At 63.4% G+C, this 25,370-nt stretch carries 20 protein-coding genes and 2 riboswitches; of the genes, 14 read left to right on the top strand and 6 right to left on the bottom strand.

The annotated features are described in order from the left end of the window. Positions 1–8: 8 nt before the first annotated feature. Positions 9–3,719 carry a methionine synthase gene (metH, locus tag BFQ01_RS28485; protein WP_065927908.1) on the bottom strand — a complete coding sequence of 1,237 codons (3,711 nt, stop codon included), beginning with the start codon at positions 3,717–3,719 and terminating at the stop codon, positions 9–11. A 166-nt stretch (positions 3,720–3,885) separates the two neighbouring features. On the opposite strand from metH, the gene BFQ01_RS28480 reads away from it, so the two are divergent. Together BFQ01_RS28480 and nfuA are read left to right on the top strand one after the other, a co-directional pair. Then, complete coding sequence (locus tag BFQ01_RS28480; protein ID WP_065927907.1) at positions 3,886–6,177, top strand: fatty acid cis/trans isomerase; 2,292 nt, start codon at positions 3,886–3,888, stop codon at positions 6,175–6,177. Between the two features lie 93 nt (positions 6,178–6,270). Beyond that, positions 6,271–6,855, top strand: a complete 585-nt coding sequence (gene nfuA / locus BFQ01_RS28475; RefSeq protein ID WP_017136914.1) for a Fe-S biogenesis protein NfuA — start codon at positions 6,271–6,273, stop codon at positions 6,853–6,855. 250 nt (positions 6,856–7,105) lie between these two features. On the opposite strand, the gene cobM is transcribed toward nfuA, so the two are convergent. From cobM to BFQ01_RS28455, 4 genes are all read right to left on the bottom strand, one after another. Next, on the bottom strand, positions 7,106–7,852 hold the full coding sequence (gene cobM / locus BFQ01_RS28470; RefSeq protein ID WP_065927906.1) for a precorrin-4 C(11)-methyltransferase: 747 nt from the start codon (positions 7,850–7,852) through the stop codon (positions 7,106–7,108). 70 nt (positions 7,853–7,922) lie between these two features. Further along, positions 7,923–8,315, bottom strand: coding sequence for a cobalamin biosynthesis protein (locus tag BFQ01_RS28465; protein WP_065927905.1), 393 nt, complete (start codon positions 8,313–8,315; stop codon positions 7,923–7,925). Continuing rightward, positions 8,312–9,016 (bottom strand): CbtA family protein, encoded by a 705-nt coding sequence (locus tag BFQ01_RS28460; RefSeq protein ID WP_065927904.1) that lies wholly within the window; start codon positions 9,014–9,016, stop codon positions 8,312–8,314. Before BFQ01_RS28460 ends, BFQ01_RS28465 begins: the two co-directional genes overlap by 4 nt. A gap of 11 nt (positions 9,017–9,027) precedes the next feature. Next, positions 9,028–9,216, bottom strand: coding sequence for a CbtB domain-containing protein (locus BFQ01_RS28455; protein WP_027606475.1), 189 nt, complete (start codon positions 9,214–9,216; stop codon positions 9,028–9,030). A gap of 96 nt (positions 9,217–9,312) precedes the next feature. Continuing rightward, a riboswitch (cobalamin riboswitch) is annotated at positions 9,313–9,518 on the bottom strand. 42 nt (positions 9,519–9,560) lie between these two features. Next, positions 9,561–9,761, top strand: a riboswitch (cobalamin riboswitch). Between the two features lie 92 nt (positions 9,762–9,853). Between BFQ01_RS28455 and cobW the strand changes: the two genes are divergently transcribed. The 4 genes from cobW to BFQ01_RS28435 all read left to right on the top strand — a co-directional run bounded on the left by cobW (position 9,854) and on the right by BFQ01_RS28435 (position 16,460). Further along, a complete protein-coding gene (gene cobW, locus BFQ01_RS28450) occupies positions 9,854–10,915 on the top strand; it encodes a cobalamin biosynthesis protein CobW (RefSeq protein ID WP_065927903.1) in 1,062 nt (353 codons plus the stop codon). 3 nt (positions 10,916–10,918) lie between these two features. After that, on the top strand, positions 10,919–14,680 hold the full coding sequence (cobN, locus tag BFQ01_RS28445) for a cobaltochelatase subunit CobN (protein WP_065927902.1): 3,762 nt from the start codon (positions 10,919–10,921) through the stop codon (positions 14,678–14,680). Between the two features lie 125 nt (positions 14,681–14,805). Beyond that, entirely contained in the window at positions 14,806–15,804 is a 999-nt protein-coding gene (locus tag BFQ01_RS28440; protein ID WP_065927901.1) for an ATP-binding protein, read from the top strand. Between the two features lie 53 nt (positions 15,805–15,857). After that, complete coding sequence (locus BFQ01_RS28435) at positions 15,858–16,460, top strand: vWA domain-containing protein (RefSeq protein ID WP_065927977.1); 603 nt, start codon at positions 15,858–15,860, stop codon at positions 16,458–16,460. Positions 16,461–16,523: 63 nt separating this feature from the next. Here BFQ01_RS28435 and BFQ01_RS28430 read toward each other — a convergent pair whose 3' ends face one another. Then, positions 16,524–17,471, bottom strand: a complete 948-nt coding sequence (locus BFQ01_RS28430; RefSeq protein WP_065927900.1) for a DUF1853 family protein — start codon at positions 17,469–17,471, stop codon at positions 16,524–16,526. Positions 17,472–17,617: 146 nt separating this feature from the next. On the opposite strand from BFQ01_RS28430, the gene BFQ01_RS28425 reads away from it, so the two are divergent. From BFQ01_RS28425 to BFQ01_RS28390, 8 genes are all read left to right on the top strand, one after another. Beyond that, entirely contained in the window at positions 17,618–18,508 is an 891-nt protein-coding gene (locus BFQ01_RS28425; RefSeq protein ID WP_003190745.1) for an NAD(+) kinase, read from the top strand. Beyond that, on the top strand, positions 18,505–19,479 hold the full coding sequence (locus BFQ01_RS28420; protein ID WP_161985732.1) for a metallophosphoesterase: 975 nt from the start codon (positions 18,505–18,507) through the stop codon (positions 19,477–19,479). Before BFQ01_RS28425 ends, BFQ01_RS28420 begins: the two co-directional genes overlap by 4 nt. Beyond that, on the top strand, positions 19,476–20,345 hold the full coding sequence (locus BFQ01_RS28415; protein WP_065927898.1) for a rhomboid family intramembrane serine protease: 870 nt from the start codon (positions 19,476–19,478) through the stop codon (positions 20,343–20,345). The genes BFQ01_RS28420 and BFQ01_RS28415 overlap by 4 nt, the downstream gene beginning before the upstream one ends. Before the next feature lie 14 nt (positions 20,346–20,359). Further along, entirely contained in the window at positions 20,360–20,620 is a 261-nt protein-coding gene (locus tag BFQ01_RS28410) for a YeaC family protein (protein ID WP_065927897.1), read from the top strand. Then, entirely contained in the window at positions 20,617–21,447 is an 831-nt protein-coding gene (locus BFQ01_RS28405) for a DUF2797 domain-containing protein (RefSeq protein WP_027606464.1), read from the top strand. Before BFQ01_RS28410 ends, BFQ01_RS28405 begins: the two co-directional genes overlap by 4 nt. A 13-nt stretch (positions 21,448–21,460) precedes the next feature. Further along, positions 21,461–24,118, top strand: a complete 2,658-nt coding sequence (pepN, locus tag BFQ01_RS28400) for an aminopeptidase N (RefSeq protein ID WP_065927896.1) — start codon at positions 21,461–21,463, stop codon at positions 24,116–24,118. Between the two features lie 148 nt (positions 24,119–24,266). Continuing rightward, on the top strand, positions 24,267–24,983 hold the full coding sequence (locus BFQ01_RS28395; protein WP_065927895.1) for a helix-turn-helix transcriptional regulator: 717 nt from the start codon (positions 24,267–24,269) through the stop codon (positions 24,981–24,983). Between the two features lie 51 nt (positions 24,984–25,034). Next, entirely contained in the window at positions 25,035–25,370 is a 336-nt protein-coding gene (locus BFQ01_RS28390; protein ID WP_065927894.1) for a nuclear transport factor 2 family protein, read from the top strand.

Here is a 25,370-nt window from a genome sequence, read left to right as displayed (position 1 = left end):
AGGCCGGCTTAGTTGTCGTAGCCCAGGTTCGGCGCCAGCCAGCGCTCGGTCACGGCCAGGTCCTGGCCCTTGCGCGCGGAGTAGCTGGTCACCTGGTCCTTGTCGACCTTACCGACGGCAAAGTACTGCGCCTGCGGGTGGGCGAAGTACCAGCCGCTGACCGCCGCCGCCGGGAACATCGCATAGTGCTCGGTGAGGAACACGCCGCTGCGCCCAGCCTGCATTTCGCGGGCCTCGGGGTCGAGCAGTTGGAACAACTGGGCTTTCTCGGTGTGGTCCGGGCACGCCGGGTAACCGGGGGCAGGGCGGATGCCGCTGTACTGCTCCTTGATCAGCGCCTCGTTGTCCAGTTGCTCGTCCTTGGCGTAGCCCCAGTGTTCCTTGCGCACCTGCTGGTGCAGCCACTCGGCACAGGCCTCAGCCAGGCGGTCGGCCAGGGCCTTGACCATGATCGAGTTGTAGTCGTCACCCGCGTCCTGGTAGGCCTTGGCCACTTCCTCGGCGCCGATGCCGGCGGTGGTGATGAAGCCACCGATGTAGTCGGTCACGCCGCTGTCTTTTGGAGCGACGAAGTCGGCCAGGGAGAAGTTCGGCTTGCCGTCGGTCTTGATGATCTGCTGGCGCAGGTGGTGCAGCCTGGCAATCGGCTGGCCGTCTTCGCCGTAGACTTCCAGGTCATCGTCCTGCACCTGGTTGGTCGGCCAGAAACCGAACACCGCACGGGCGCTGATGAGTTTTTCGTCGATCAGTTTCCTGAGCATTTCCTGGGCGTCGGCGTACAGCGCGGTGGCGGCTTCACCCACCACTTCATCGGTCAGGATGCGCGGGAACTTGCCGGCCAGGTCCCAGGAGATAAAGAACGGGGTCCAGTCGATGTACTCGGCCAGGACGTTGAGGTCGATATTGTCCAGCACCCTGGAACCGGTGAAGGTTGGCTTGACCGGCGCGTAGGTGCTCCAGTCGAACTGCGGCTTCTTGGCGATGGCCGCCGGGTAGCTCAGGCGTTCGGTGCGCGCACTGCGGTTGGAGGTGCGCTCACGCACGTCGATGTATTCCAGGCGGGTCTTCTCGACGAAGCCGGCCTTCAATTCCTTGGACAGCAGCTGCGTGGCCACGCCCACCGCACGGGAGGCGTCGGTGACGTAGATCACCGCGTCGTTGCTGTACTTGGGCTCGATCTTCACCGCCGTGTGCGCCTTGGAGGTGGTCGCACCGCCGATCATCAGCGGCAGGTGGAAATCCTGGCGCTGCATCTCGCGGGCCACATGCACCATCTCGTCCAGGGACGGCGTGATCAGGCCGGACAGCCCGATAATGTCGCACTTCTGCTCCTTGGCCACCTGCAGGATCTTCTCGGCCGGCACCATTACGCCGAGGTCGACGATGTCATAGCCGTTGCAGCCGAGTACCACGCCGACGATGTTCTTGCCGATGTCGTGCACGTCGCCCTTCACCGTGGCCATCAGGATCTTGCCCTTCGCTTCCGGCTTGTCGCCTTTTTCCAGCTCGATGAACGGGATCAAGTGGGCCACGGCCTGCTTCATCACGCGGGCGGATTTCACCACCTGGGGCAGGAACATCTTGCCGGCGCCGAACAGGTCGCCAACGATGTTCATGCCGGACATCAGCGGGCCTTCGATCACCTCGATAGGGCGCGCGAACGACAGCCGCGATTCTTCGGTGTCTTCGACGATATGGGTGGTGATGCCCTTGACCAGCGCGTGTTCCAGGCGCTTGTTGACCGGCCAGCCGCGCCACTCTTCGGTCTCGGCTTCTTTTACGCTGCCGTCGCCCTTGTACTTGTCGGCAATGGCGAGGAGGGCGTCGGTGCCTTCCGGGGTGCGGTTGAGGACTACATCTTCCACGGCATCGCGCAGCTCGGCCGGGATCTGGTCATAGATCTCCAACTGGCCGGCGTTGACGATGCCCATGGTCAGGCCGTTGCGGATCGCATACAGCAGGAACACCGAGTGGATCGCCTCACGCACCGGGTTGTTGCCACGGAACGAGAACGACACGTTGGACACGCCACCGGAGGTCAGCGCATACGGCAGCTCGTCGCGAATATAGGCGCAGGCGTTGATGAAATCGACGGCGTAGTTGTTGTGCTCTTCGATGCCGGTGGCGACCGCGAAGATGTTCGGGTCGAAGATGATGTCTTCCGGCGGGAAGCCGACTTCATTGACCAGGATGTCGTAGGAGCGCTTGCAGATTTCCTTCTTGCGCGCTTCGGTGTCGGCCTGGCCGGCTTCGTCGAACGCCATCACCACCACGGCGGCGCCGTAGCGCTTGCACAGCTTGGCGTGGTGAATGAACTGCTCGACCCCTTCCTTCATGCTGATGGAGTTGACGATGCCCTTGCCCTGGATGCACTTGAGGCCGGCTTCGATCACTTCCCACTTGGAGGAGTCGATCATGATCGGTACGCGGGAGATGTCCGGCTCGCCGGCAATCAGATTGAGGAAGGTCACCATGGCCTTCTTCGAATCGAGCATGCCCTCGTCCATGTTGATGTCGATCACCTGGGCGCCGGCTTCCACCTGTTGCAGGGCGACTTCCAGGGCTTCGGTGTAGTTGTCCTCGCGGATCAGGCGGGCGAAACGCGCAGAACCGGTGATGTTGGTGCGCTCGCCGACGTTGACGAACAACGAACTGCGATCAATCGTGAACGGCTCCAGGCCCGACAGACGGCAGGCCTTGGGGATGTCTGGGATGGTGCGCGGCGCGTAGCCGGCCACGGCCTTGGCGATGGCTTCGATATGGCCCGGGGTGGTGCCGCAGCAGCCGCCGACGATATTGAGGAAGCCGCTCTGGGCGAACTCTTCGATGACCTTGGCGGTTTCCGACGGCAATTCGTCGTACTCGCCGAATTCATTGGGCAGGCCGGCGTTGGGGTGCGCGGACACATGGGTATTGGCTTTGTTGGACAGCTCTTCCAGGTACGGGCGCAGCTCGCTGGCGCCGAGGGCGCAGTTCAGGCCCACGGAAATCGGCTTGGCGTGGGCGACCGAGTTCCAGAAGGCTTCAGTGGTCTGGCCCGAGAGGGTACGGCCGGAGGCGTCGGTGATGGTGCCGGAGATCATGATCGGCAATTCGATACCGAGCGCTTCGAACACACCCTGCACGGCGAAGATCGCGGCCTTGGCGTTGAGGGTGTCGAAGATGGTCTCGATCAGGATCAGGTCGGCACCGCCCTCGATCAGGCCTTGGGTGGCCTCGGTGTAGTTCTCCACCAGTTCATCGAAGGTAACGTTGCGGTAGCCGGGGTTGTTCACATCGGGCGACAGCGAGCAGGTGCGGCTGGTCGGGCCGAGGACGCCGGCGACGAAACGCGGCTTGGCCGGGTTCTCGGCGGTCTTGGCATCGGCGATCCTGCGCGCCAGGCGTGCGCCTTCGACGTTCAGTTCATAGGCCAGTTCTTCCATGCCGTAGTCGGCCATGGAGATACGGGTGGCGTTGAAGGTGTTGGTTTCGAGGATGTCGGCTCCGGCATCCAGGTAGGCCTTCTCGATCCCGCCGATCACGTCCGGGCGGGTGAGCACCAGCAGGTCGTTGTTGCCCTTGACGTCGCTCGGCCAGTCGGCGAAGCGTTTGCCGCGGTAGTCGTGTTCTTCCAGTTTATAGCTCTGGATCATCGTGCCCATGCCGCCGTCGAGGATCAGGATGCGTTCCTTGAGGGCGTGGTGAAGGGCTTGCAGACGAGCGCTACGATCGGACATGGGACTACTCTGGTCAGGCATTACGGAGGGCGTGGATCATAACAAACCTGTGCGGATTTGCGGTATGTCCGGGTTTTGCATGAATATCGCTCATGTTGAGAGGGAGCATGGCCCGGTAGAATCACCGCGACTTATAAATCGCACGTATTGAATCGGGACCGGATACATGTCACTTCGTCTTATTGTCAGTGCCGTCCTGGCATTGATAGCCAGTAGCGCTCTGGCAGAAGGTCTCCCCCAGGCGATCTCGTATACCCGCGACATCCAGCCGATCTTCACCGAGAAGTGCGTGGCCTGCCATGCGTGCTATGACTCCGCGTGCCAGCTCAACCTGGGCAGTGCCGAGGGCGCGGCGCGCGGTGCGACCAAAGTGCCGGTCTACGACGGCGAGCGCAGCCAGGCCACACCCACCACGCGCTTGTTCTATGACGCCTTCGGCAAGCAGGCGTGGCAGCAGAAGGGTTTTTATTCGGTACTCGACGCCCAGGGCAGCCAGGCGGCGCTGATGGCGCGCATGCTGGAGCTGGGGCATACCGCAGCGCTGAAGCCCAATGCCAGGCTGCCCGAAGAGATCGTATTGGGCCTGAACCGCGAAAACATGTGCGCCACACCCGGCGAGTTCAACGCCTATGCCGGTGCCCATCCCAAGGAGGGCATGCCGTTGGCGGTCACCGGCCTGAGTGACCAGCAGTACCAGACCCTGCAACGCTGGCTGGCCTCTGGTGCACCGATTGACCAGCAAGGCGTGGCCCCCAGCGCCCGGGAAGCCGCGCAGGTGCTGCAATGGGAAAGCCTGTTCAACGCCCCCGGCGCGCGGGAAAGCCTGGTGGCCCGCTGGTTGTTCGAGCATCTGTTCATTGCGCATCTGTATTTCGAAGACGGTGAGCCTGGGCATTTCTTCCAGTGGGTGCGCTCGCGTACCCCCAGCGGCCAGCCGATTGACCTGATCAATACCCGCCGCCCCAATGACGATCCCGGCACCCGTGTGTACTACCGCCTGTGGCCCGTGGAAGGGGTGATCGTCCACAAGACCCACATCACCTACCCCCTCAGCGCGGAGAAAATGGCGCGGATCAAAGCCCTGTTCTACAGCGGCGACTGGCAGGTCAGCGCCTTGCCCGGCTACGGCCCCGGCCGGCGGGCCAACCCTTTCGAGACTTTCGAGGCGATTCCGGCCCAGGCGCGTTACCAGTTCATGCTGGATAACGCCGAATACTTTGTGCGCACGTTTATTCGCGGGCCGGTGTGCCGCGGGCAAATTGCCACGGACGTGATCCGCGACAATTTCTGGGCGTTGTTCCAGGCGCCCGACCACGACCTGTACGTCACCGATGCGCGCTATCGCGGCCAGGTCACGCCGTTGCTGGCGATGCCAGGGCAGAATGACGATGTGGGCAGTGTGCTCAGCCTGTGGCTCGAATACCGCGATAAGCGCAACCAGTACGAAGCCCTGCGGCGAGACAGCTATGCCGAGTTGCCGGCACCCAGTTGGTCGACCCTGTGGGCCGGCAATGACAATGCCCTGTTAAGCATCTTCCGCCACTTCGACAGCGCCTCGGTCAATAAGGGCCTGATTGGTGAAGTCCCGCAGACACTGTGGTTGTTCGACTATCCGTTGCTCGAGCGCACCTATTACCAACTGGTGGTCAATTTCGATGTGTTCGGCAACGTATCGCACCAGGCCCAGACCCGGCTGTACTTCGACCTGATCCGCAACGGTGCCGAGCAGAACTTCCTGCGCCTGATGCCGGCCGATAGCCGCGATGCGTTTATGGATGATTGGTACCAGAACAGCGGCAAGATCAAGCTGTGGCTGGATTACGAAGCCATCGACGACGACACGCCTACTGCCTTGCACCTGGATAAAAAGGACCCCAAGCGCGACTTCGCCAACCAGTTGCTTGCCCGCTACGGTGACCTGAATGCCAGCCCGGATCCGATCAACCGTTGCGGGGGCGCGTTTTGTTCGCGCGACGGTATCGACCCGGCGCTGCAGGACGCCGAACAGGCGCTCAGCCGCCTGACTTCACGCCCTGCGGCGGGGCTCAAGGTGATTGACCAGTTACCCGAAGCGACGATGCTGCGCGTCGAAACCGCCAGCGGCAAGCGCGTGGTCTACAGCCTGCTGCGCAATCGCGCTCACAGTAACGTGGCATTTCTGCTGGGCGAGGCTTATCGCTATCAGCCGGGCCTGGACACACTGACCCTTTACCCTGGAGTGCTCAGCAGTTACCCGAACTTCATGTTCAACATCCCTGCCCAGGAAGTGCCCGAATTCGTCGCCGAAATGGAGCGGGCCAAGGACGCCAATCGCTTTGAGAAAATTGTCGACCGCTGGGGCGTGCGCCGCAGCCACCCGTTGTTCTGGCAGTATTTCCACGATTTGTCCCAGTACATCCGCGAGACGACGCCGGTGGAAGAGGGGGTGCTGGATATGAACCGTTATGAAAACCTCTGACAGAGGTCAGCGTCTTTTCCGACAAAATTACTCGGACTTTGTACCTGCGTAATATTTTGGCGTAAACTGCCGGCAAGCCTGTGAGGAGTTTCCATGACTGCCATAACCATTACCGACGCCGCCCACGATTACCTGGCTGACCTGCTGTCCAAGCAGAACACCCCGGGTATCGGCATCCGCGTCTTTATCACCCAGCCTGGCACCCAGTACGCCGAGACGTGCATCGCCTACTGCAAGCCCGGTGAAGAGAAACCTGAAGACACCGCCCTGGGGCTGAAAAGCTTCACCGCGTATATCGACAACTTCAGCGAAGCCTTCCTGGACGATGCCGTGGTCGACTACGCCACCGACCGCATGGGCGGCCAATTGACCATCAAGGCGCCCAACGCCAAGGTGCCGAACGTCAACGCCGACAGCCCGGTCAACGAGCGCATCAACTACTATCTGCAAACCGAGATCAACCCTGGGCTCGCGAGCCACGGTGGTCAGGTCAGCCTGATCGACGTCGTCGAAGACGGCATTGCCGTATTGAAGTTCGGCGGCGGCTGCCAGGGCTGCGGCCAGGCAGACGTGACCCTGCGCGAGGGCATCGAGCGGACCTTGCTCGAGCGTATTCCGGAGCTCAAGGGCGTCCGTGACGTGACAGACCACACGCAGAAAGAAAACGCCTACTACTGAGTAAGGTGTTCACTGCGAACAAAAAACGGCGCCCGTGAGCGTCGTTTTTTATTATTAAAATTCAAACAGTTATGCCATCTATCTAACAAGTAGGATTAAGTGTGGGAGGGGGCTTGCTCCCGATAGCGGTGCCTCAGTCGACTCATGAGCAGACTGACACACCGCCATCGGGAGCAAGCCCCCTCCCACATTTTGTTCTGTGTTTAGTCATTTAAATCAATGGATTGCTTTGATTTTTTGAAGTAAATCATCAAGGTCGATAAAGGTGCGCATGCCCTGCCCGATACAACGACGACTCACTGAAACTATCACTCGCCAGTACCCGACCTACCACAATCAACGCCGTACGCCGAAAGCCCTTGGCGGCGACTTTGTCGGCAATATCGCTGAGTGTGCCGACGGCCCAATCCTGATCCGGCCATGTCGCCCGGTGTACCACGGCAATCGGGCAGTCTGCTCCGTAGTGCGGCAGCAGTTCGGCGACGATCTTCTCCAAATGGTTGACCCCCAGATGAATCGCCATGGTGGTGCCATGCCGGGCCAGGCTGTCGAAGTCTTCCCCGGCCGGCATGCGGGTTTTATCGGCGTAGCGCGTCAGGATCACGCTTTGGGCGATGTCCGGCAAGGTCAGTTCGGTCTCCAGCAACGCTGCGCAGGCGGCCACTGCGGTGACGCCGGGAATGATCTGGAAGGGGATGCCCAACTCGCGCAGGTAACGGATCTGCTCGCCAATCGCGCCATACAGGCTCGGGTCGCCGGAGTGCACGCGGGCCACATCCTGGTCGTTGGCGTGGGCGGTCTTGATCAGTTCGATGATCTGTTCCAGGTGCAGTTCGGCGCTGTTGACCACCTGTTGCGCCTGATGACCCTCCAGCACCGCCGCCGGCACCAGCGAGCCGGCATAGATGATCACCGGGCAACTGCGGATCAGGCGTTGGCCTTTGACGGTGATCAATTCCGGATCGCCGGGGCCGGCGCCGATGAAGTAGACGGTCATGGAGGATTCCTGTGGAAAAACGGGCGAGCATGAAGATTGCTCATGATCGGGATGGGCGATTATCGGGATTTTAGCCGGCGCCGGCCAATGCAAAGGTGGCCTGGGCGTTTTTCTGGCGGGTGATCAGCAAACGGGCAGGGCCGCCGCAGAGCTGTTCGGCCAGGGCCAGGGCGGCACTTTCGGCGATGCCGTAACAGCCGGTATGGGCGAAGGCGACCGTGGACCGGTGACTCAGCCTAGCTTCATAAGCCGCCAGTTGCCCGGCGCTGAAACGCTGCAACGGCAGGTTGAGCAACCGGGCCAGGGCGAGTAATCCGGGCTCATCCTGCCTGCGGTCAATACTGGCCAGCGCGCTGACACGCTGACGCTCGATCCCGCCTGCGGCGAGGGCGCTGTCGAACAGCGCCAGCAGGGTGTCGACATCACAACCCCGCTGGCAACCCAGGCCGACCACCAGGGTCATGCCGAGTATTGATCGTCGCGGTTGCGGCGGAACAACCAGGCACTGATCAGGCCAAGGGCCAGCCAGAACGCCACGTTGGTCAACTGCGAAGCGATCTTGAACTGCGCTTCGAGGGCTTCCGGCGCCAGCATCGAATGGGTTTCCGGCTGCGGTGCACCGATCACATGCGGCACCACCAGGATCGCCACGCCCAGGACTTTCAGCAGCCAGTTGCGACCAAACACGATCAGCGCAATCCCGGCCGCCGTGGAGGCAGCGGTGCCGATCCACCAGATCTGCCGTTGTGCCAGGTCAGCGGCGGCAGTGCCCGGCAGCTCCGGTGGCAGGCCCAGGGTGGGCGCCAGCACAAAGGTCGCGTAACCGGCCAGGCCCCACAGCAAGCCTTGGGTCGTGCGGGTCGGTGCGCGCAGGGTGTAGAGGCCGGCCAGCATCAGGGCGAAGCCGACGGCCACCACCAGGTTGCCGCCGGTGGTCGACAGCACGCGCTGCCAGCCGTCTTCCGGCTCCCAGGCTTCGGCGTCGTGGGTGTGTGCGGCGGCGCCAGCGGCGTGCTCATGGGCCACTTCAGTCGCGGCCGGGGCCTTTTCAAAGGTTTCCGCCTGCAGAATCAGCGGCGCGACCCAGAAGCTTTGCAGCAGGGTCAGCAGCAGGGCGGCCAGCAGGCCGGTGAACCCTGCGGTTTGCGCAATACGCTTGATCATGTCGGCAGGCCTCAGTGGCACGGGAACGCGGCGCTGTGGCGGGTATCGTGGGCGGCGTTGTGCACCGCCTCGATGTGCGAGAAACCGGCGAAGTACACCAGGCACGCGCCGAGGATCGACGCACCGATGGCAGCGGTCAGGCGTTGGCTGAGGGTGGCGGAGCTGCTGGCGGTGTGCGAGGTGCTGCTGATGATCGACATGGCGCGTCCCTTTCAGGTGTCAAGGTGACACGAGCGCATGCAAACTCCGCGAGCCAGGCACGCAGGGTTTTAACAGCGCCCGCCCACCGCGGGTTTGTTATTCGATGTTATTCGGGCCGGTCTCCGGGCTTGCGAGGGACACTGGGTCTATAAAGCGTCGCCTTCCCATGCCGTACAGGCACAGTGGATCTGACGCTTCACTCGCTTACCGTTGCGGGGGCAGCACCGGACTCGTCATGACGCCATGACTCACCGGTTTCCCGTTTCACCCTGTGAAGGGCACCCGAAACAAGATGTGTAGGAGAGCATGGGCCGGGGACGGTAGTCAAATGCGGCGAGCCCCTGTAGCCTTGCACCCTCGAGGTTCTTCGGCCCAGGCCGAAGCTAAGAAGGGAACGCGGTCCAAGCCGCGGCTGCCCCCGCAACTGTGAAGGGTTTATCTGACTGCCACGCCACTGCCACTGCGGCGGGAAGGCGCAGTCGGCGCCGGTCGCAAGACCCGCAAGCCCCAAGCCAGGAGACCTGCCTCGCCACCGATTTTCCAATTCAACCGGGCGGGGTGATCCGGTGACGAAATCCGCTTCTGCGCGCCGCCGCAGTGCCTATCGTCCCGTATGCCCGCCCCAAAGGGCATCCGATGAAAACACTGGCCAAACTCCCCGTCACCATCGTTACCGGCTTCCTTGGCTCGGGCAAGACCACCTTGCTGCGCCATATGCTCGACAACGCCCAGGGGCGTCGCATTGCGGTAATCGTCAACGAGTTCGGCGAGTTGGGCATCGACGGTGAGATCCTCAAGCAGTGCTCCATCGGCTGCACCGAAGAAGAGGCCAACGGCCGTGTGTACGAGCTGGCCAACGGCTGCCTGTGCTGCACCGTGCAGGAGGAGTTCTTCCCGGTGATGCGCGAACTGGTCGCCCGTCGTGGCGACCTCGACCATATCCTTATCGAAACCTCGGGCCTGGCCCTGCCAAAACCCTTGGTGCAGGCCTTCCAGTGGCCGGAAATCCGCAGCGCCTGCACGGTTGATGCGGTCATCACCGTGGTCGACAGCCCGGCCGTGGCCGCCGGCACGTTCGCCGCGTTCCCGGATCAGGTCGATGCCCAGCGCAAACTCGACCCGAACCTGGACCACGAATCGCCGCTGCACGAGCTGTTTGCCGACCAACTGGCCAGCGCCGACCTGGTGATCCTCAACAAATCCGACCTGATCAGCGCCGAAGACCTGGCCCGTGTGCGCCTGGAAGTCGCCGAAGAGCTGCCGCCGGCGGTGAAGATCATCGAAGCCAGCAGCGGTCGCCTGCCGTTGGACGTATTGATCGGCCTGGGCGCGGGTTCCGAAGAACATATCGACGCTCGCCATAGCCACCACGATCATCACCACGAAGGTGAAGACGAGCATGATCACGACGCCTTCGATTCCATCTCCATCGACCTGCCCCAAGCCGACGAAGCGCTGCTGCTCGACGCCCTGAACCAGTTGGTGGTTCAGCACGGTATCCTGCGGGTCAAAGGCTTCGCCGCCATCCCGAACAAGCCGATGCGCCTGCTGATCCAGGGTGTGGGTACGCGTTTCGACAAGCACTTCGACCGTGCCTGGGGCGCCGACGAAGCGCGCATCACACGGCTGGTGCTGATCGGCCAGGCGCTGGACGCGGCGGGCCTCGAAGTGCAACTGCGCGCTGCCCTCAGCGTTTAACCCATGCACCTGCTCAGGACTCAGCCCGGTGGTTTCGTCGCGGACGACAATATTGCCGACCTTGGCCAAACCCCCGCCGAACTGGTGATCCTGTGCAGCGGCGATTCCAGCCTGGCGCTGCTGGCCGAAGCGGCCCAGCAGTTGCCCGAGGATTACCCCAGCCTGCGCCTGGCCAACCCGATGCAGGTGCAGAACCACGCTTCGGTCGATTTGTATGTCGACGAGGTGCTGCGCCACGCCAAGGTCATCCTGATTTCCCTGCACGGCGGCATCGGTTATTGGCGCTACGGCATCGAGCGCCTGGTTGAGCTGGCCGAGCGCGGCGTTACGCTGATCCTGGTGCCGGGGGATGACCGCCCGGACCCGGAACTCAGCGGCCTGAGCACGGTGAGTGCCGAACAGCGCGACCGCCTGTGGCACTTCCTGCGCCAGGGCGGGCTCGCTAACGCGCTGGATTTTTTCCGCTGCCTGGCCAGCGGCTACTTGGACCGCGATTACCCGTGGGCCGAGCCGCAGACCTTGCCGCGCACCGCGATCTATCACCCGCACAAAGCCAACCCTCGCCTCAATGACTGGCAGACCGATTGGCACGCGGATTGGCCCGTGGCGGCGGTGCTGTTCTACCGCTCGCACCTGCAGGCGGCCAATACCGGTTTTATCGATGTGTTCTGCCAGCGCTTGCAGGCGGCGGGCCTTAACCCGTTGCCGATGGCGGTGGCCAGTTTGAAAGAACCCGGCTGCCTGGCGGTGGTCGAGGACCTGCTGGATGAGGTCGGCGCGGCGGTGATCCTGAACACCACCGGTTTTGCCCAATCCAGCCCCGAAGCCCCGCATCTGCGTCCGTTTCGTCGCAATATCCCGGTGATCCAGGCGATCTGCGCCCAGGATAACCAGCCGGGCTGGCAGGCCAGCGAGCAAGGTCTTGGCCCGCGCGACTTGGCGATGCACATTGCCTTGCCGGAGCTGGACGGGCGCATTATCAGCCGTCCGATCAGCTTCAAGGATCTGGCCTGGCGCAGCGAGCGCAGCCAGTCGGACGTGGTGTGCTACCGCGCAGCGCCCGAACGCATGGATTTCGTCGCCGAGCTGGCGCGCCGTTGGGTCGAGCTGGCACGGGTACCGAATGAGGATAAACGCATCGCCCTGATCCTTGCCAACTACCCGACCCGCGACGGCCGTATCGGCAATGGTGTGGGCCTGGACACCCCGGCCGCCGCGCTGAATATCCTGCGTGCCCTGCAGGCCGAAGGCTATCCGGTGCCGGATCAACTGCCTGAGAGCGGCACTGCACTGATCCATGACCTGCTCGGCGGCGTCACCAACGACCTCGACAGCCTCGACCTGCGCCCCTGTCATCAAAGCCTCGGCCTGGACGCCTACGAGGCGATGTTCAAGCGTTTGCCTGAATCCAACCGCCAGGCGGTGCTGGAGCGATGGGGCGCGCCGCACAACGATCCAATGTTCCGTGACGGCCGCCTGATGATTGCCGGCCTGCGCCTGGGCCAGACCTTCGTCGGTATCCAGCCGGCCCGGGGTTACCAGGTGGATGCCAGCGCGGTGTACCACGACCCGGACCTGGTGCCGCCCCATGGCTACCTGGCGTTCTACTTCTGGTTGCGCCACACCTACGGCGCCCATGGCGTGATCCATGTGGGCAAGCACGGCAACCTCGAATGGCTGCCGGGCAAGGGCGTGGGGCTCTCGGAAAACTGCTGGCCGGATGCGCTGCTGGGACCGCTGCCGAACATCTACCCGTTTATCGTCAACGACCCGGGCGAGGGCGCCCAGGCCAAGCGGCGCACCCAGGCGGTGATCATCGACCACCTGATGCCGCCGCTGACCCGCGCCGAAACCTACGGGCCGCTGCGGGACCTTGAGCTGTTGGCGGACGAATACTACGAAGCCCAACTGCTCGACCCACGCCGGGCCCGCGAGCTGCAAAAAGACATCCTCAAGCTGGTGCGCGAAACCCGCATCGACCAGGAGCTTGAGCTGGATGGCGACGCCGATGCCGCTATCTGGCTGCCGCGCCTCGACACCTACCTGTGCGACTTGAAGGAGTCGCAGATCCGCGACGGCCTTCACATCTTTGGCGAATCCCCCGTGGGCCGCTTGCGCATCGACACCTTACTGGCCTTGCTGCGCATCCCGCGTGGAGACGGCCGTGGCCCGCAATCGAGCCTGCTGCGCGTGTTGGCCAAGGCGTTCGCGCTGGGTTTTGACCCGCTGGACTGTGCCCTGGCCGAGCCCTGGACCGGGCGACGCCCGGCAGTGTTGCAGAAGATCGATGGGCAGCAGTGGCGCACCGCCGGGGATACCCGCGAGCGCTTGGAGTTGTATGCGGCGCGAATGATCGAGCAGGCGTTGGAAGGGCCGCTGGAACAGCTGGAAGAGCCCGGCTGGGAAGAGGTGAAGGCGGTGATCGAAAGCCTGCGCATCGTCGTGGCGCCACGCCTGGATGCCTGCGGCCCGGCGGAAATGCACGGCTTGCTTGAGGCCCTCGGCGGGCGCTTTGTTCCGGCCGGCCCAAGCGGTGCGCCGAGCCGGGGGCGCCTGGATGTGCTGCCGACCGGGCGCAATTTCTTCACCGTCGATGTGCGTAACCTGCCGACGACCACCGCGTGGCGCATCGGCTTCCAGTCCGCCAACCTGATACTTGAGCGGCACCTGCAGGACCACGGCGATCACCTGCGCCAGCTCGGCCTGTCGGTGTGGGGCACGGCCACCATGCGCACCGGTGGCGACGACATCGCCCAGGCCATGGCGCTGATGGGCGTACGGCCGGTGTGGGCCACCGGCAGTCAACGGGTGGATGATTTTGAAATCCTGCCCATCAGCCTGTTGGACCGCCCGCGCGTGGACGTCACCTTGCGCGTGTCCGGGTTTTTCCGCGACGCCTTCGCCAACCTGATCCGCCTGTTCGACGCGGCGGTACAGGCGGTGGCGGCCCTGGATGAGCCGGACGACATGAACCCGCTGGCCGCCAAGGTGCGCAGTGAGCGCGCGGCGTTGCTGGCCTCCGGCCTGGATGCAGAGGCCGCAGCGAAACAGGCCGGCTGGCGTATCTTCGGGGCTAAGCCCGGTGCCTACGGCGCGGGCGTGCAGGGCGCCATTGACGGGCGCCTGTGGCAAAGCCGCGAGGACCTGGCTGAGGTCTACCTGAATTGGGGCGGCTACGCCTATGGCGGCTCCGACGAAGGCACCGCTGCTCGTGCACAGTTTGCCCAGCGCCTGAGCCAGGTGCAGGCAGTGTTGCAGAACCAGGATAACCGCGAGCACGACCTGCTCGACTCCAACGACTACTACCAATTCCAGGGCGGCATGCTCGCCGCCGTGGAAACCCTGAGCGGCGACAAGGCCGCCAGCTATCACGGCGACCATAGCCAGCCGGACCTGCCGAGGATTCGCACCTTGAAGGAAGAGCTGAACCGGGTGATCCGTTCCCGCGCCGCCAACCCCAAGTGGATCGACGGCGTGAAGCGCCATGGCTATAAAGGTGCGTTTGAAATGGCCGCGACCGTGGACAATCTGTTCGCCTTCGACGCCACCACGGCGCTGATCGACGATCATCAATATGCATTGCTCGCCGACGCCTACCTGCTGGACCCTGACACCCGGGCCTTTGTGCAGCAGCACAACCCCGCAGCGCTGCGTGATATGACCGAGCGCATGCTCGAAGCCCAGCAGCGCGGTTTGTGGCAGGAACCGGGGGCGTATCGCGAGGCGTTGGAAAACCTGTTGCTGGATATAGAAGAAGACAGCTAGAACGCGAGATGCGGCTTGTTGTGGCTGGCGGGCTTGTTGTGGTGAGCGGGGCAAGCCCGCTCACCACAAGTAGCTTGTTCATGACCGGGTGATTACTTGTACAGCAGAATTTAAAGAGAGAACGGATGACCGATATTCCCCATTTCCCGCTGTCCGCCGTGGTCGCTGCCGACGACCTGAAACTGGCGCTGTGCCTGACCGCCATCGACCCGAAGATCGGCGGCGTGCTGATCGAAGGCCCGCGTGGCATGGCCAAATCCACCCTGGCCCGTGGTCTGGCGGATCTGCTGGCCAGCGGCCAATTCGTCACCTTGCCGTTGGGCGCCACTGAAGAGCGCCTGGTGGGGACCCTGGACCTGGATGCCGCGCTGGGCGAAGGCCGCGCGCAGTTTTCCCCTGGGGTGCTGGCCAAGGCCGACGGCGGCGTGTTGTATGTGGATGAAGTCAACCTGCTGCCCGATCACCTGGTGGACCTGTTGCTCGACGTCGCCGCCAGCGGCACCAACCTGATCGAACGCGACGGCATTTCCCACCGCCATTCGGCGCGCTTTGTGCTGATCGGCACCATGAACCCGGAGGAGGGCGAGTTGCGCCCGCAGTTGCTGGATCGCTTCGGTTTTAACGTGGCGCTGAGCGGGCAGACGCTGCCGGCCGAGCGCGGGCAGATCATCCGGCGGCGCCTGGATTTCGACAGTGACCCCGCCGCGTTCTGCACCCAGTGGGCCGGGCAGCAGGCGGCGTTACGCGAGCGCTGCACCCAGGCGCGGGCGCGGCTGGACAGTATCGAGCTGGATGATCAGGCCCTGGCGCAGATCACCGAGCGTTGCTTTGCCGCCGGTGTCGACGGCTTGCGCGCCGACCTGGTCTGGCTGCGCGGCGCCCGGGCCCATGCGGCGTGGCGGGGCGCGGATACCATTGCCGAAGAAGACATCGAAGCGGTGGCGGAATTCGCCTTGCGCCACCGTCGCCAGGCGCAATCCCCACCGGCCAGTCCACCCAAGCCAGGGCAGGCGCCGACACCCTCGGACACCTCGCCCGGCCAAGGCCAATGGGGCGATATGCCCGCACCGGCCCTGCCTACTGGCACGCGCCGAGACGTGCCCACCTGGCCAAAAAAGCCCTAGGCATTCGCCCCCGACCTGACGCGGGGGCGGATGCCCGGCCCAAGGCGGGGCGACTGGACAACGGCAGGCAGGGCAAGGCACGCAGCGCACAGCTGGGTTCGATCAACTGGCCGGGCACCTTGCTCGGCGGCCGGCCGCACTCCCGTGGAGACCTGCGCTACCACCTGCGCAGCCGCTCGGCCCATGAGTTGTGGCTGGTGATCGTGGATGCGTCGGCGTCCACGCGGCGGCATCGTGCATTAACCGACGCCAAGGGCTTGCTCGCCCAGCTGTTTGACGATGCTTACCGGCAACGGGCGCGCATAGCGTTGTTGACCGCCAGCGGCCAGGCGCCGAAGTGGCAGGTACAGGGGTTGAAAGCTGCGAAAGGCCTGGCGGGCTGGCTGGATCAGTTGGGCGCGGGCGGTGGTACGCCGTTGCTGGCGGCGCTGACCGAGGCCGGGCATTGGCTGGTGGCGCGGCGCAAGCGTTATCCGGCCGAGCAGCAGCGTGTACTGGTGATTACGGATGGGCGGCTGAAGGACATTACCGGGTTGCCGTTACTGGCGTGTGCGGGGTTGCTGGTGGATATCGAGCGCGGGCCGATCAGGTTGGGGCGGGCCCAGGAGCTGGCGGTGGGGTTGCAGTTGGATTATCGGCATATCGATGAGTTGTAGTGGCGGTACCACAGCCATCGGGGGCTTGCCCCGATGAGGCCCTCACATACACCACACACTCTATCAACCAGCCCCCGGCACATTCGGCCAAAGATCCGCCACCAGGAACAAGCGCTCGGCTTCCTCCCAATCCGCGCCGTTCTGCACCATGCGCACCAGCAGCTGCGCAGGCGCCATCGGATCAAGGTCTGCCAGCCAGGCCTGCATCTGTTCTTCACTCCACACTTCATCCGCCGGGTAGTGCGCCGGCGCCAGCCACGCATGCCGGGGTAATGGTTGCCAGCGGCCTGGCGCACTGGCGCTGACAAAATCCCGCCAGTCCCGCTGATGCAACCAGCGCCCGCGCAGATGCTGCGGGTGTGCGCCTTGGGGCGGTTCGGCCAGCCCAGGCCAGGGATAGAGCAAATACCCGCCGAGCCACAGGTGCGCATCAAACTGCTGAATATCCAGGGCTGCCAACACCTCGCGGCTTTCTGCGCGCGCCGAGATCGGCAGTTGATGCTGGGTCAGGTGCGCCAGCTTGCGGTCCAGCCGATCGTGGCAGCCTGGGCCCAGCCATTGCGCGGTGTCCTGGCCGTTGCCGTCCTGCGGGCCCAGGTAGAGTTTGATCGCCAGTTCCAGGTGATGCACGCCATTGCGGTCGCGCAGCAGCATGTCCAGTTCGCCCAGTGTGTGCCCGGCGCGGCGGATCGGCAGGTTGGCGGCAAGCAACTCCACCCCCGGCGCATGCTGCACGGCGAACTGCCACAGGCGTTCGTAGTACAGGCCCAGGCGCCGGGTGCGTGACAGGCTCAACCAGTGCTGCAAGGCGCGGCTGTCCTGGTCGAGTGCGCGTAGCCAGTGTTCAAGACGGTCGGGCGCCTGCACCCAGTCGCTGCCCGCCAGCGGGTGGCGCTGTGGCCACGGTGTCTGCGCGAGCATCGGCGGGGCAAGCATCACCCACGCCAGGTCGCGCACCTCGGGGTGGCGCAGCTGGCGGGGCAGGTTGTGCAAATCCGGGAACACAGTCATGGTCCGAGCATAGCCTTTTAACCGTTGCGCAGGGGGCTGAGAACCGTTGTCATCAAGGCTTCACGGCGACAAAGGATTTTGCCTGAGCCGGCCTTTCGCCCATAATCGTTTCTTTTTTGCCCCACCCCCAATCCCGCAGGAGCCCCATGGAGCACTTTCGCAATATCGGCATTATCGGTCGCCTGGGCAGTACCCAGGTGTTGGACACCGTCCGCCGGCTGAAAAAATTCCTGCTGGAACGCCACCTGCATGTGATCCTCGAAGACACCATCGCCGAAATCCTCCCCGGCCACGGCCTGCAAACCTCCTCGCGCAAGATGCTCGGCGAAGTCTGCGACATGGTCATCGTGGTCGGCGGCGACGGCAGCCTGCTCGGCGCGGCCCGGGCCCTGGCGCGGCATAACGTGCCGGTGCTGGGGATCAACCGTGGCAGCCTGGGGTTTCTCACCGATATCCGCCCCGATGAGCTGGAAGTCGAAGTGGCCAAGGTGCTCGACGGCCATTACCTGGTGGAAAACCGCTTCCTGCTGCAGGCCGAAGTGCGCCGCCACGGCGAAGCCATCGGCCAGGGCGATGCGCTCAATGACGTGGTGTTGCACCCGGGCAAATCCACGCGGATGATCGAATTCGAGCTGTATATCGACGGCCAGTTCGTGTGCAGCCAGAAGGCCGACGGCCTGATCGTCGCCACGCCCACCGGCTCCACCGCCTACGCGCTGTCGGCCGGTGGCCCGATCATGCATCCCAAGCTCGATGCCATTGTGATCGTGCCGATGTACCCCCATATGTTGTCCAGCCGGCCGATTGTGGTCGATGGCAACAGTGAGCTGAAAATCGTGGTGTCCAAAGACATGCAGATCTACCCGCAAGTCTCCTGCGACGGGCAGAACCATTTCACCTGCGCCCCCGGTGACACCATCACCGTGAGCAAGAAGGCACAGAAGTTGCGCTTGATCCACCCGCTGGATCACAACTACTACGAAGTGTGCCGCACCAAGTTGGGCTGGGGCAGCCGCTTGGGGGGTGGAGGCGACTGATGCTCGATCCCGCGCGTAGCTACGACCTGATTGGTGACGTGCACGGTTGCGCTCATACCCTTGAGCACTTGCTCGACCAGATGGGTTACCACAAGCAGGGCGGCACCTGGCGCCATCCTTCGCGCATGGCGGTGTTCCTCGGCGATATCATCGACCGTGGCCCACGCATTCGCGAGGCGCTGCATATCGTCCACGACATGGCCGAGGCCGGCCAGGCGCTGTGCATCATGGGCAACCACGAGTTCAATGCCCTGGGTTGGGCCACACCGGCGCCGCCGGGCAGTGGCAGGCAGTTCGTGCGCGAGCACACCCCACGGCATGAGCGGCTGATCCACGAGACCCTGACCCAGTTCGAGCAGCACCCGGCCGACTGGCACGACTTCCTCGCCTGGTTCTACGACATGCCGCTGTTTGTCGATGCCGGGCGTTTCCGCGTGGTGCATGCGTGCTGGGACGACGGCTTTATCCAGCCGCTGCGCGCGACGTTCCCGGATGGCTGCATCGACCGGCACTTCCTGCAGGCCGCCGCCGTGCCCGGCAGTTTTGCCTGCAACGCCTTCGACCGCCTGTTGCGCGGCACCGATATGCGCTTGCCGGACGGCCTGACGCTGACCGGTGGCGATGGCCTGACGCGCTCGTTCTTCCGCACCAAGTTCTGGGAAGACGACCCTAAGACCTACGGCGACATCGTATTCCAGCCCGACGCACTGCCGGAGCCGGTGGCGCGCACGCCATTGTCGCCCCATGAAAAAAACTCCCTGCTGCGCTACGGCGCCGACGAACCCTTGCTGTTCGTCGGCCATTACTGGCGCAGCGGCAAACCGGCGCCGATCCGCCCGAACCTGGCGTGCCTGGACTACAGCGCAGTGCTGTACGGCAAGCTGGTGGCGTACCGCCTGGACCAGGAAACCCGCCTGGATCCGCGTAAATTCGTATGGGTCGACGTTGAGCGACCCGAGGTGACTGTATGAGTGCCGTGCCCGTATTGCGCTTGCCGTTGAGCGTCGACCTGGGCGGTTTCGTGAAACTGCTGCAACGCATGCAAGTGCCCCATCGCGTCAGCGAGGAAGCCGGCGAGCAGGTGTTGTGGGTGCCCGAGACCCTCAGCGATGACGTGCGCGTGCTGTACCAGCGCTTTCCCGCCGGTGACCCGGACCAGCAACTGGATATTCCCGAACAGGCGCCGGTCACACGTCCGGGCTTTGTCCAGCAAGTGCGCCATAGCCCGGTCACGGCGCTGGTGCTGCTGGCGAGCATCATCGTCGGCGCCGTGACCTTGCTCGGGGAAAACCTGCAGGCCATGAGCTGGCTGACCTTCCTGCCGTTCCGGGTGATGGGCGAGTACATCCAGTTCACGCCGTTCGCCGACATGTTGGCTTCCGGCCAATGGTGGCGGCTGTTCACGCCGATGCTGATCCACTTCGGCATCCTGCACCTGGCCATGAACGGCATGTGGTACTGGGAGCTGGGCCGGCGTATCGAAGTGCGCCAGGGCAGCATCAACCTGCTGGGCCTGACCCTGTTGTTCAGCCTGGTCTCCAACTACGCGCAATATGCCTACGGTGGTCCCGGCCTGTTCGGTGGCTTGTCCGGCGTGTTGTATGGCCTGCTCGGGCATTGCTGGATCTTTCAACTGCTCTCGCCCAACCCGGCCTATCGCTTGCCCCGTGGGGTGCTGGTGATGATGCTGGTGTGGCTGGTGTTGTGCCTGTCGGGGCTGGTGTCGATGATCGGCTTCGGCGAAATCGCCAACGCTGCCCATGTCGGCGGCCTGGTTATCGGTTGCCTTACCGGTTTGCTCGGCGGTGTGTATAACCGTCGCAAATCCTCTCTTTGATAAGGAAGAGCCTTATGTCCTCTTTTGCTGAAATGATCGAAAACATCACCCCGGACATCTACGCGAGCCTCAAGCTCGCCGTGGAAATCGGCAAGTGGTCCGATGGCCGCAAGCTCAGTGCCGAGCAGCGCGAACTGTCCCTGCAGGCCATGATCGCCTGGGAGATCCAGAACCTGCCGGAAGAGCAGCGCACCGGCTACATGGGCCCGCAGGAATGCCAGTCGAAATCGACCACCGTGCCGAACATCCTGTTCAAGTCGGATGCGATCCATTGATTGAAATTGGTCGCGGTGCAGTCAGCAAAATGTCGGCGCAACTCGGTGAGCCGACCGTTCAATACGCGTTTCGCCTGGGCGATACCGAGGTGCCGGTCAACCCCCTGATCGGCACCCATGTGCGCCTGGAATACCTCGGCGCCATTCATTGCAGCCATTGCGGTCGCAAGACCAAGACCAGCTTCAGCCAGGGCTATTGCTACCCGTGCATGACCAAGCTGGCCCAGTGTGACCTGTGCATCATGAGCCCCGAGCGTTGCCATTACGACGCCGGCACCTGCCGTGATCCAGGCTGGGGCGAGACTTTCTGCATGACCGACCACGTGGTGTACCTGGCCAATTCGTCGGGCATCAAGGTCGGCATCACCCGTGCCACCCAATTGCCGACGCGTTGGCTGGACCAGGGCGCCAGCCAGGCGCTGCCGATCATGCGCGTGGCGACGCGCCAGCAATCCGGGTTTGTCGAGGATGTATTGCGTAGCCAGGTGGCGGACAAGACCAACTGGCGTGCGTTGCTCAAGGGCGACGCGGTGGCGGTGGACCTCAAGCAGGTGCGCGACGAGTTGTTCGCCTCCTGCGCCGATGGCCTGCTGCAATTGCAGGAACGCTTTGGCCTGCAGGCCATCCAACCGGTAACCGACCTCGAACCGTTGGAAATCCGCTACCCGGTGGAGCAGTATCCAGCCAAGATCGTCAGCTTCAACCTGGACAAGAACCCGATTGCCGAAGGCACGCTGCTGGGGATCAAGGGCCAATACCTGATCTTCGACACCGGCGTGATCAATATTCGTAAGTACACGGCCTACCAGCTCGCCGTGCATCAGTAGAAGGATGCCACCCATGCGCACCGAACAACCGAAGATGATTTACCTGAAGGACTATCAGGCGCCGGACTACCTGATCGAAGAGACGCACCTGACCTTCGAGTTGTTCGAGGACCACAGCCTCGTCCACGCGCAGCTGGTGATGCGCCGTAACCCGGAGCGCGGCGCTGGTTTGCCGCCGCTCGTGTTGGATGGCCAGCAGCTTGAGCTGTTGAGCGTGAACCTGGCCGACCAGGAACTGACGGACGCTGACTATCAACTGACCGACAGCCACCTGACCGTGCATCCCAAGAGCGACACCTTCACCCTCGACACCACGGTCAAGATCCACCCGGAAACCAACACCGCCCTGGAAGGCCTGTACAAATCCGGCAGCATGTTCTGCACCCAGTGCGAGGCCGAGGGCTTCCGCAAGATCACTTACTACCTCGACCGCCCCGACGTGATGAGCACCTTCACCACCACGGTGATCGCCGAGCAACACCGCTACCCGGTGCTGCTCTCCAACGGCAACCCGATTGCCAGCGGTCCCGGCGAAGACGGCCGCCATTGGGCGACCTGGGAAGACCCGTTCAAGAAACCCGCCTACCTGTTCGCGCTGGTGGCCGGTGACCTGTGGTGTGTCGAAGACAGCTTTACCACCATGACCCAGCGTGAAGTGGCACTGCGCATCTACGTCGAGCCGGAAAATATCGACAAGTGCCAGCACGCCATGACCAGCCTGAAAAAATCCATGCGCTGGGACGAAGAAACCTACGGTCGCGAGTATGACCTCGACATCTTCATGATCGTGGCGGTCAACGATTTCAACATGGGCGCCATGGAGAACAAGGGCCTCAATATCTTCAACTCCAGCGCCGTGCTGGCCCGCGCCGAAACCGCCACCGACGCCGCGCACCAGCGGGTCGAGGCCATCGTTGCCCACGAATACTTCCACAACTGGTCGGGCAACCGCGTGACCTGCCGCGACTGGTTCCAGCTGTCGCTGAAGGAAGGCTTTACCGTGTTCCGTGATTCGGGCTTCTCCGCCGACATGAACTCCGCCACGGTCAAACGCATCCAGGACGTGGCCTACCTGCGTACCCACCAGTTCGCGGAAGATGCCGGCCCTATGGCCCATGCGGTGCGCCCGGACAGCTTTATCGAGATCTCCAACTTCTACACCTTGACCGTGTACGAAAAAGGCTCGGAAGTGGTCGGCATGATCCATACCTTGCTCGGCGCCGAAGGCTTCCGTAAAGGCAGCGACCTGTACTTCGAACGCCATGACGGCCAGGCCGTGACCTGCGACGACTTTATCAAGGCCATGGAAGACGCCAACGGTGCCGACCTCAGCCAGTTCAAGCGCTGGTACAGCCAGGCCGGTACGCCACGCCTGGCGGTGAGCGAGTCCTACGACGCTGCGGCCAAGACCTACAGCCTGACCTTCCGCCAGAGCTGCCCGGAAACCCCGGACAAGGTCGAGAAACTGCCGTTCGTGATCCCGGTCGAACTGGGCCTGCTGGACGGGCAGGGCGCGGGCATGGCCTTGCGCCTGGCCGGTGAAGCCACGGCCGGCGCCACGTCCCGTGTGATCTCGGTGACCGAAGCGGAGCAGACCTTCACCTTCGTCGACATCGCCGAACAGCCGTTGCCGTCGCTGCTGCGTGGGTTCTCGGCGCCGGTGAAACTGAGCTTCCCGTACAACCGCGACCAACTGATGTTCCTGATGCAGCATGACAGCGACGGCTTCAACCGCTGGGATGCGGGCCAGCAGCTGTCGGTGCAGGTGTTGCAGGAACTGATCGGCCAGCATCAGCAGGGCCAGGCGTTGCAGATGGACCAGCGCCTGATCACGGCCTTGCGCAGTGTGTTGAGCGACGAAAGCCTGGACCAGGCCATGGTTGCGGAAATGCTGTCGTTGCCGGGCGAAGCCTACCTGACGGAAATCAGCGACGTCGCGGACGTGGATGCCATCCACGCCGCGCGTGAGTTTGCGCGCAGGCAACTGGCTGACAACCTGCATGAGCCGCTGTGGTTGCGTTACCAGGCCAACCGCGAACTGTCCAAGCAGACGCCTTATGTGGCGGCGGCCGAGCACTTCGCCCGGCGTGCCTTGCAGAACATCGCGCTGTCGTACCTGATGCTCAGCGGCAAGCCCGAAGTGCTGGCGGCGACCCTTGAGCAGTTCGACACCAGCGACAACATGACCGAGCGCCTGACCGCGCTGGCGGTGCTGGTGAACTCGCCGTTCGAAGCGGAGAAGGCCCAGGCGCTGGCGGTATTTGCCGAGAACTTCAAGGACAACCCTTTGGTCATGGACCAGTGGTTCAGCGTGCAGGCCGGCAGCCCGTTGCCGGGCGGGCTGGAGCGGGTCAAGGCGTTGATGGAGCACCCGGCGTTCACGCTCAAGAACCCGAACAAGGTGCGTGCACTGATCGGCGCGTTTGCCGGGCAGAACTTGATCAACTTCCACGCCGCCGACGGTTCGGGCTACCGCTTCCTGGCGGACCTGGTGATCCAGTTGAATGCGTTCAACCCGCAGATCGCTTCGCGCCAGTTGGCGCCGCTGACCCGCTGGCGTAAATACGACAGCGCGCGCCAGGCGTTGATGAAGGCGGAGCTGGAGCGCATTCGTGGGTCGGGTGAGTTGTCCAGCGATGTGTTCGAGGTGGTGAGCAAGAGTCTTGCTTAAATAAATCGCTTCGGTAAAAAAAACGGCCTGTTCAGGCCGTTTTTTTTTGCCTCGGAGCTTCGTTCAAGGAGCGCTTTTTTGCTGCTGACGTTTCCTGGCAGAAGGCTCTGCTAAGCTGCGGCACTTTTCCTTATTCGGTGGGATCAACGTGTCGCGTACCACTCGTTTACTGACGTTGTTGCAGGCCCTGCGAGGCAAGAAACGCCCGGTGACCGCCGCCGTGCTGGCGGCGCAATTGGAAGTGTCCGAGCGTACGCTGTACCGCGACATTGCCGAGTTGACCGCCCTGGGCGCGCCGATTTTCGGCGAGGCCGGGGTAGGGTATGTGCTGCGCAGCGGCCTGTTTTTGCCGCCCTTGATGCTCAACGCCGAAGAAACCGAAGCGATCGTGCTGGGCTTGCGTTATGTGGACCAGCGCGGCGATGACGTGCTCAGCCGTGCCGCCGCCAACGCCTTGGCGAAAATCGCTGATGTGCTCGACCCGGCGGCGCAGGAAGCCTTGCGCAACCCGACGTTGCTGCCCGGCCCGCCAGGGTTTGGCTACCCGGAAAACCGCGTGCCGCTGGATGTATTTCGCGAAGCGATTCGGCATCAGGACAAGTTGCATATCGACTACGCGGATGCCAGCCAGACCCAGAGTCAACGCCTGATCTGGCCCCTGGCCCTGGGATTTCTCAATGAGGTGCGGGTGATCGTGGCCTGGTGTGAGCTGCGCGGCGCGTATCGCACCTTTCGCACCGACCGCGTGGCGAGTGCCGAGGTCGTCGGCGAACGTTATCCGGGGCGGCGCAGCGACTGGCTGCGGGCCTGGCGCAAGCTGATGGAGCAGAATGAATCCGGGCCGTTCACTCCTGACAAAAACTGACACACCCCTGGCTTAGCATGCTGATACAACCACCTGAAAAGGAGCTTTGCCATGTCCCAGCCTGAATTGGCCCCCGCCATCGCCGCCTATATCGCGGCGACCAATACCCGCGACACCTCGGTCATTGCCCAGTGTTTTGCCGACGATGCCAATGTGTTCGATGAAGGCCAGCACCAGGTGGGCACCGCCGCCATTGCACGCTGGATGGAAGACACCGGGCGCCGCTACCAGCCGCGTGTCGAGGTGCTCAAGGTGCAGCACCGTACCGGCAAGGTGCTGGTCAGCAATGTGGTCTCCGGCAATTTTCCCGGCAGTCCGCTGGAGTTGCGCTACACCTTTCGCCTGGACGCGCAGGGCAAGATTTCACGGCTGGACATCTCCCTGTAG

The sequence above is a fragment of the Pseudomonas sp. 8 R 14 genome, from assembly GCF_900005955.1.
GTDB classification, from domain to species: domain Bacteria; phylum Pseudomonadota; class Gammaproteobacteria; order Pseudomonadales; family Pseudomonadaceae; genus Aquipseudomonas; species Aquipseudomonas marginalis.
Note: the sequence above shows the minus strand (reverse complement) of the source record. Positions and strands in the feature narration are given on the sequence as shown.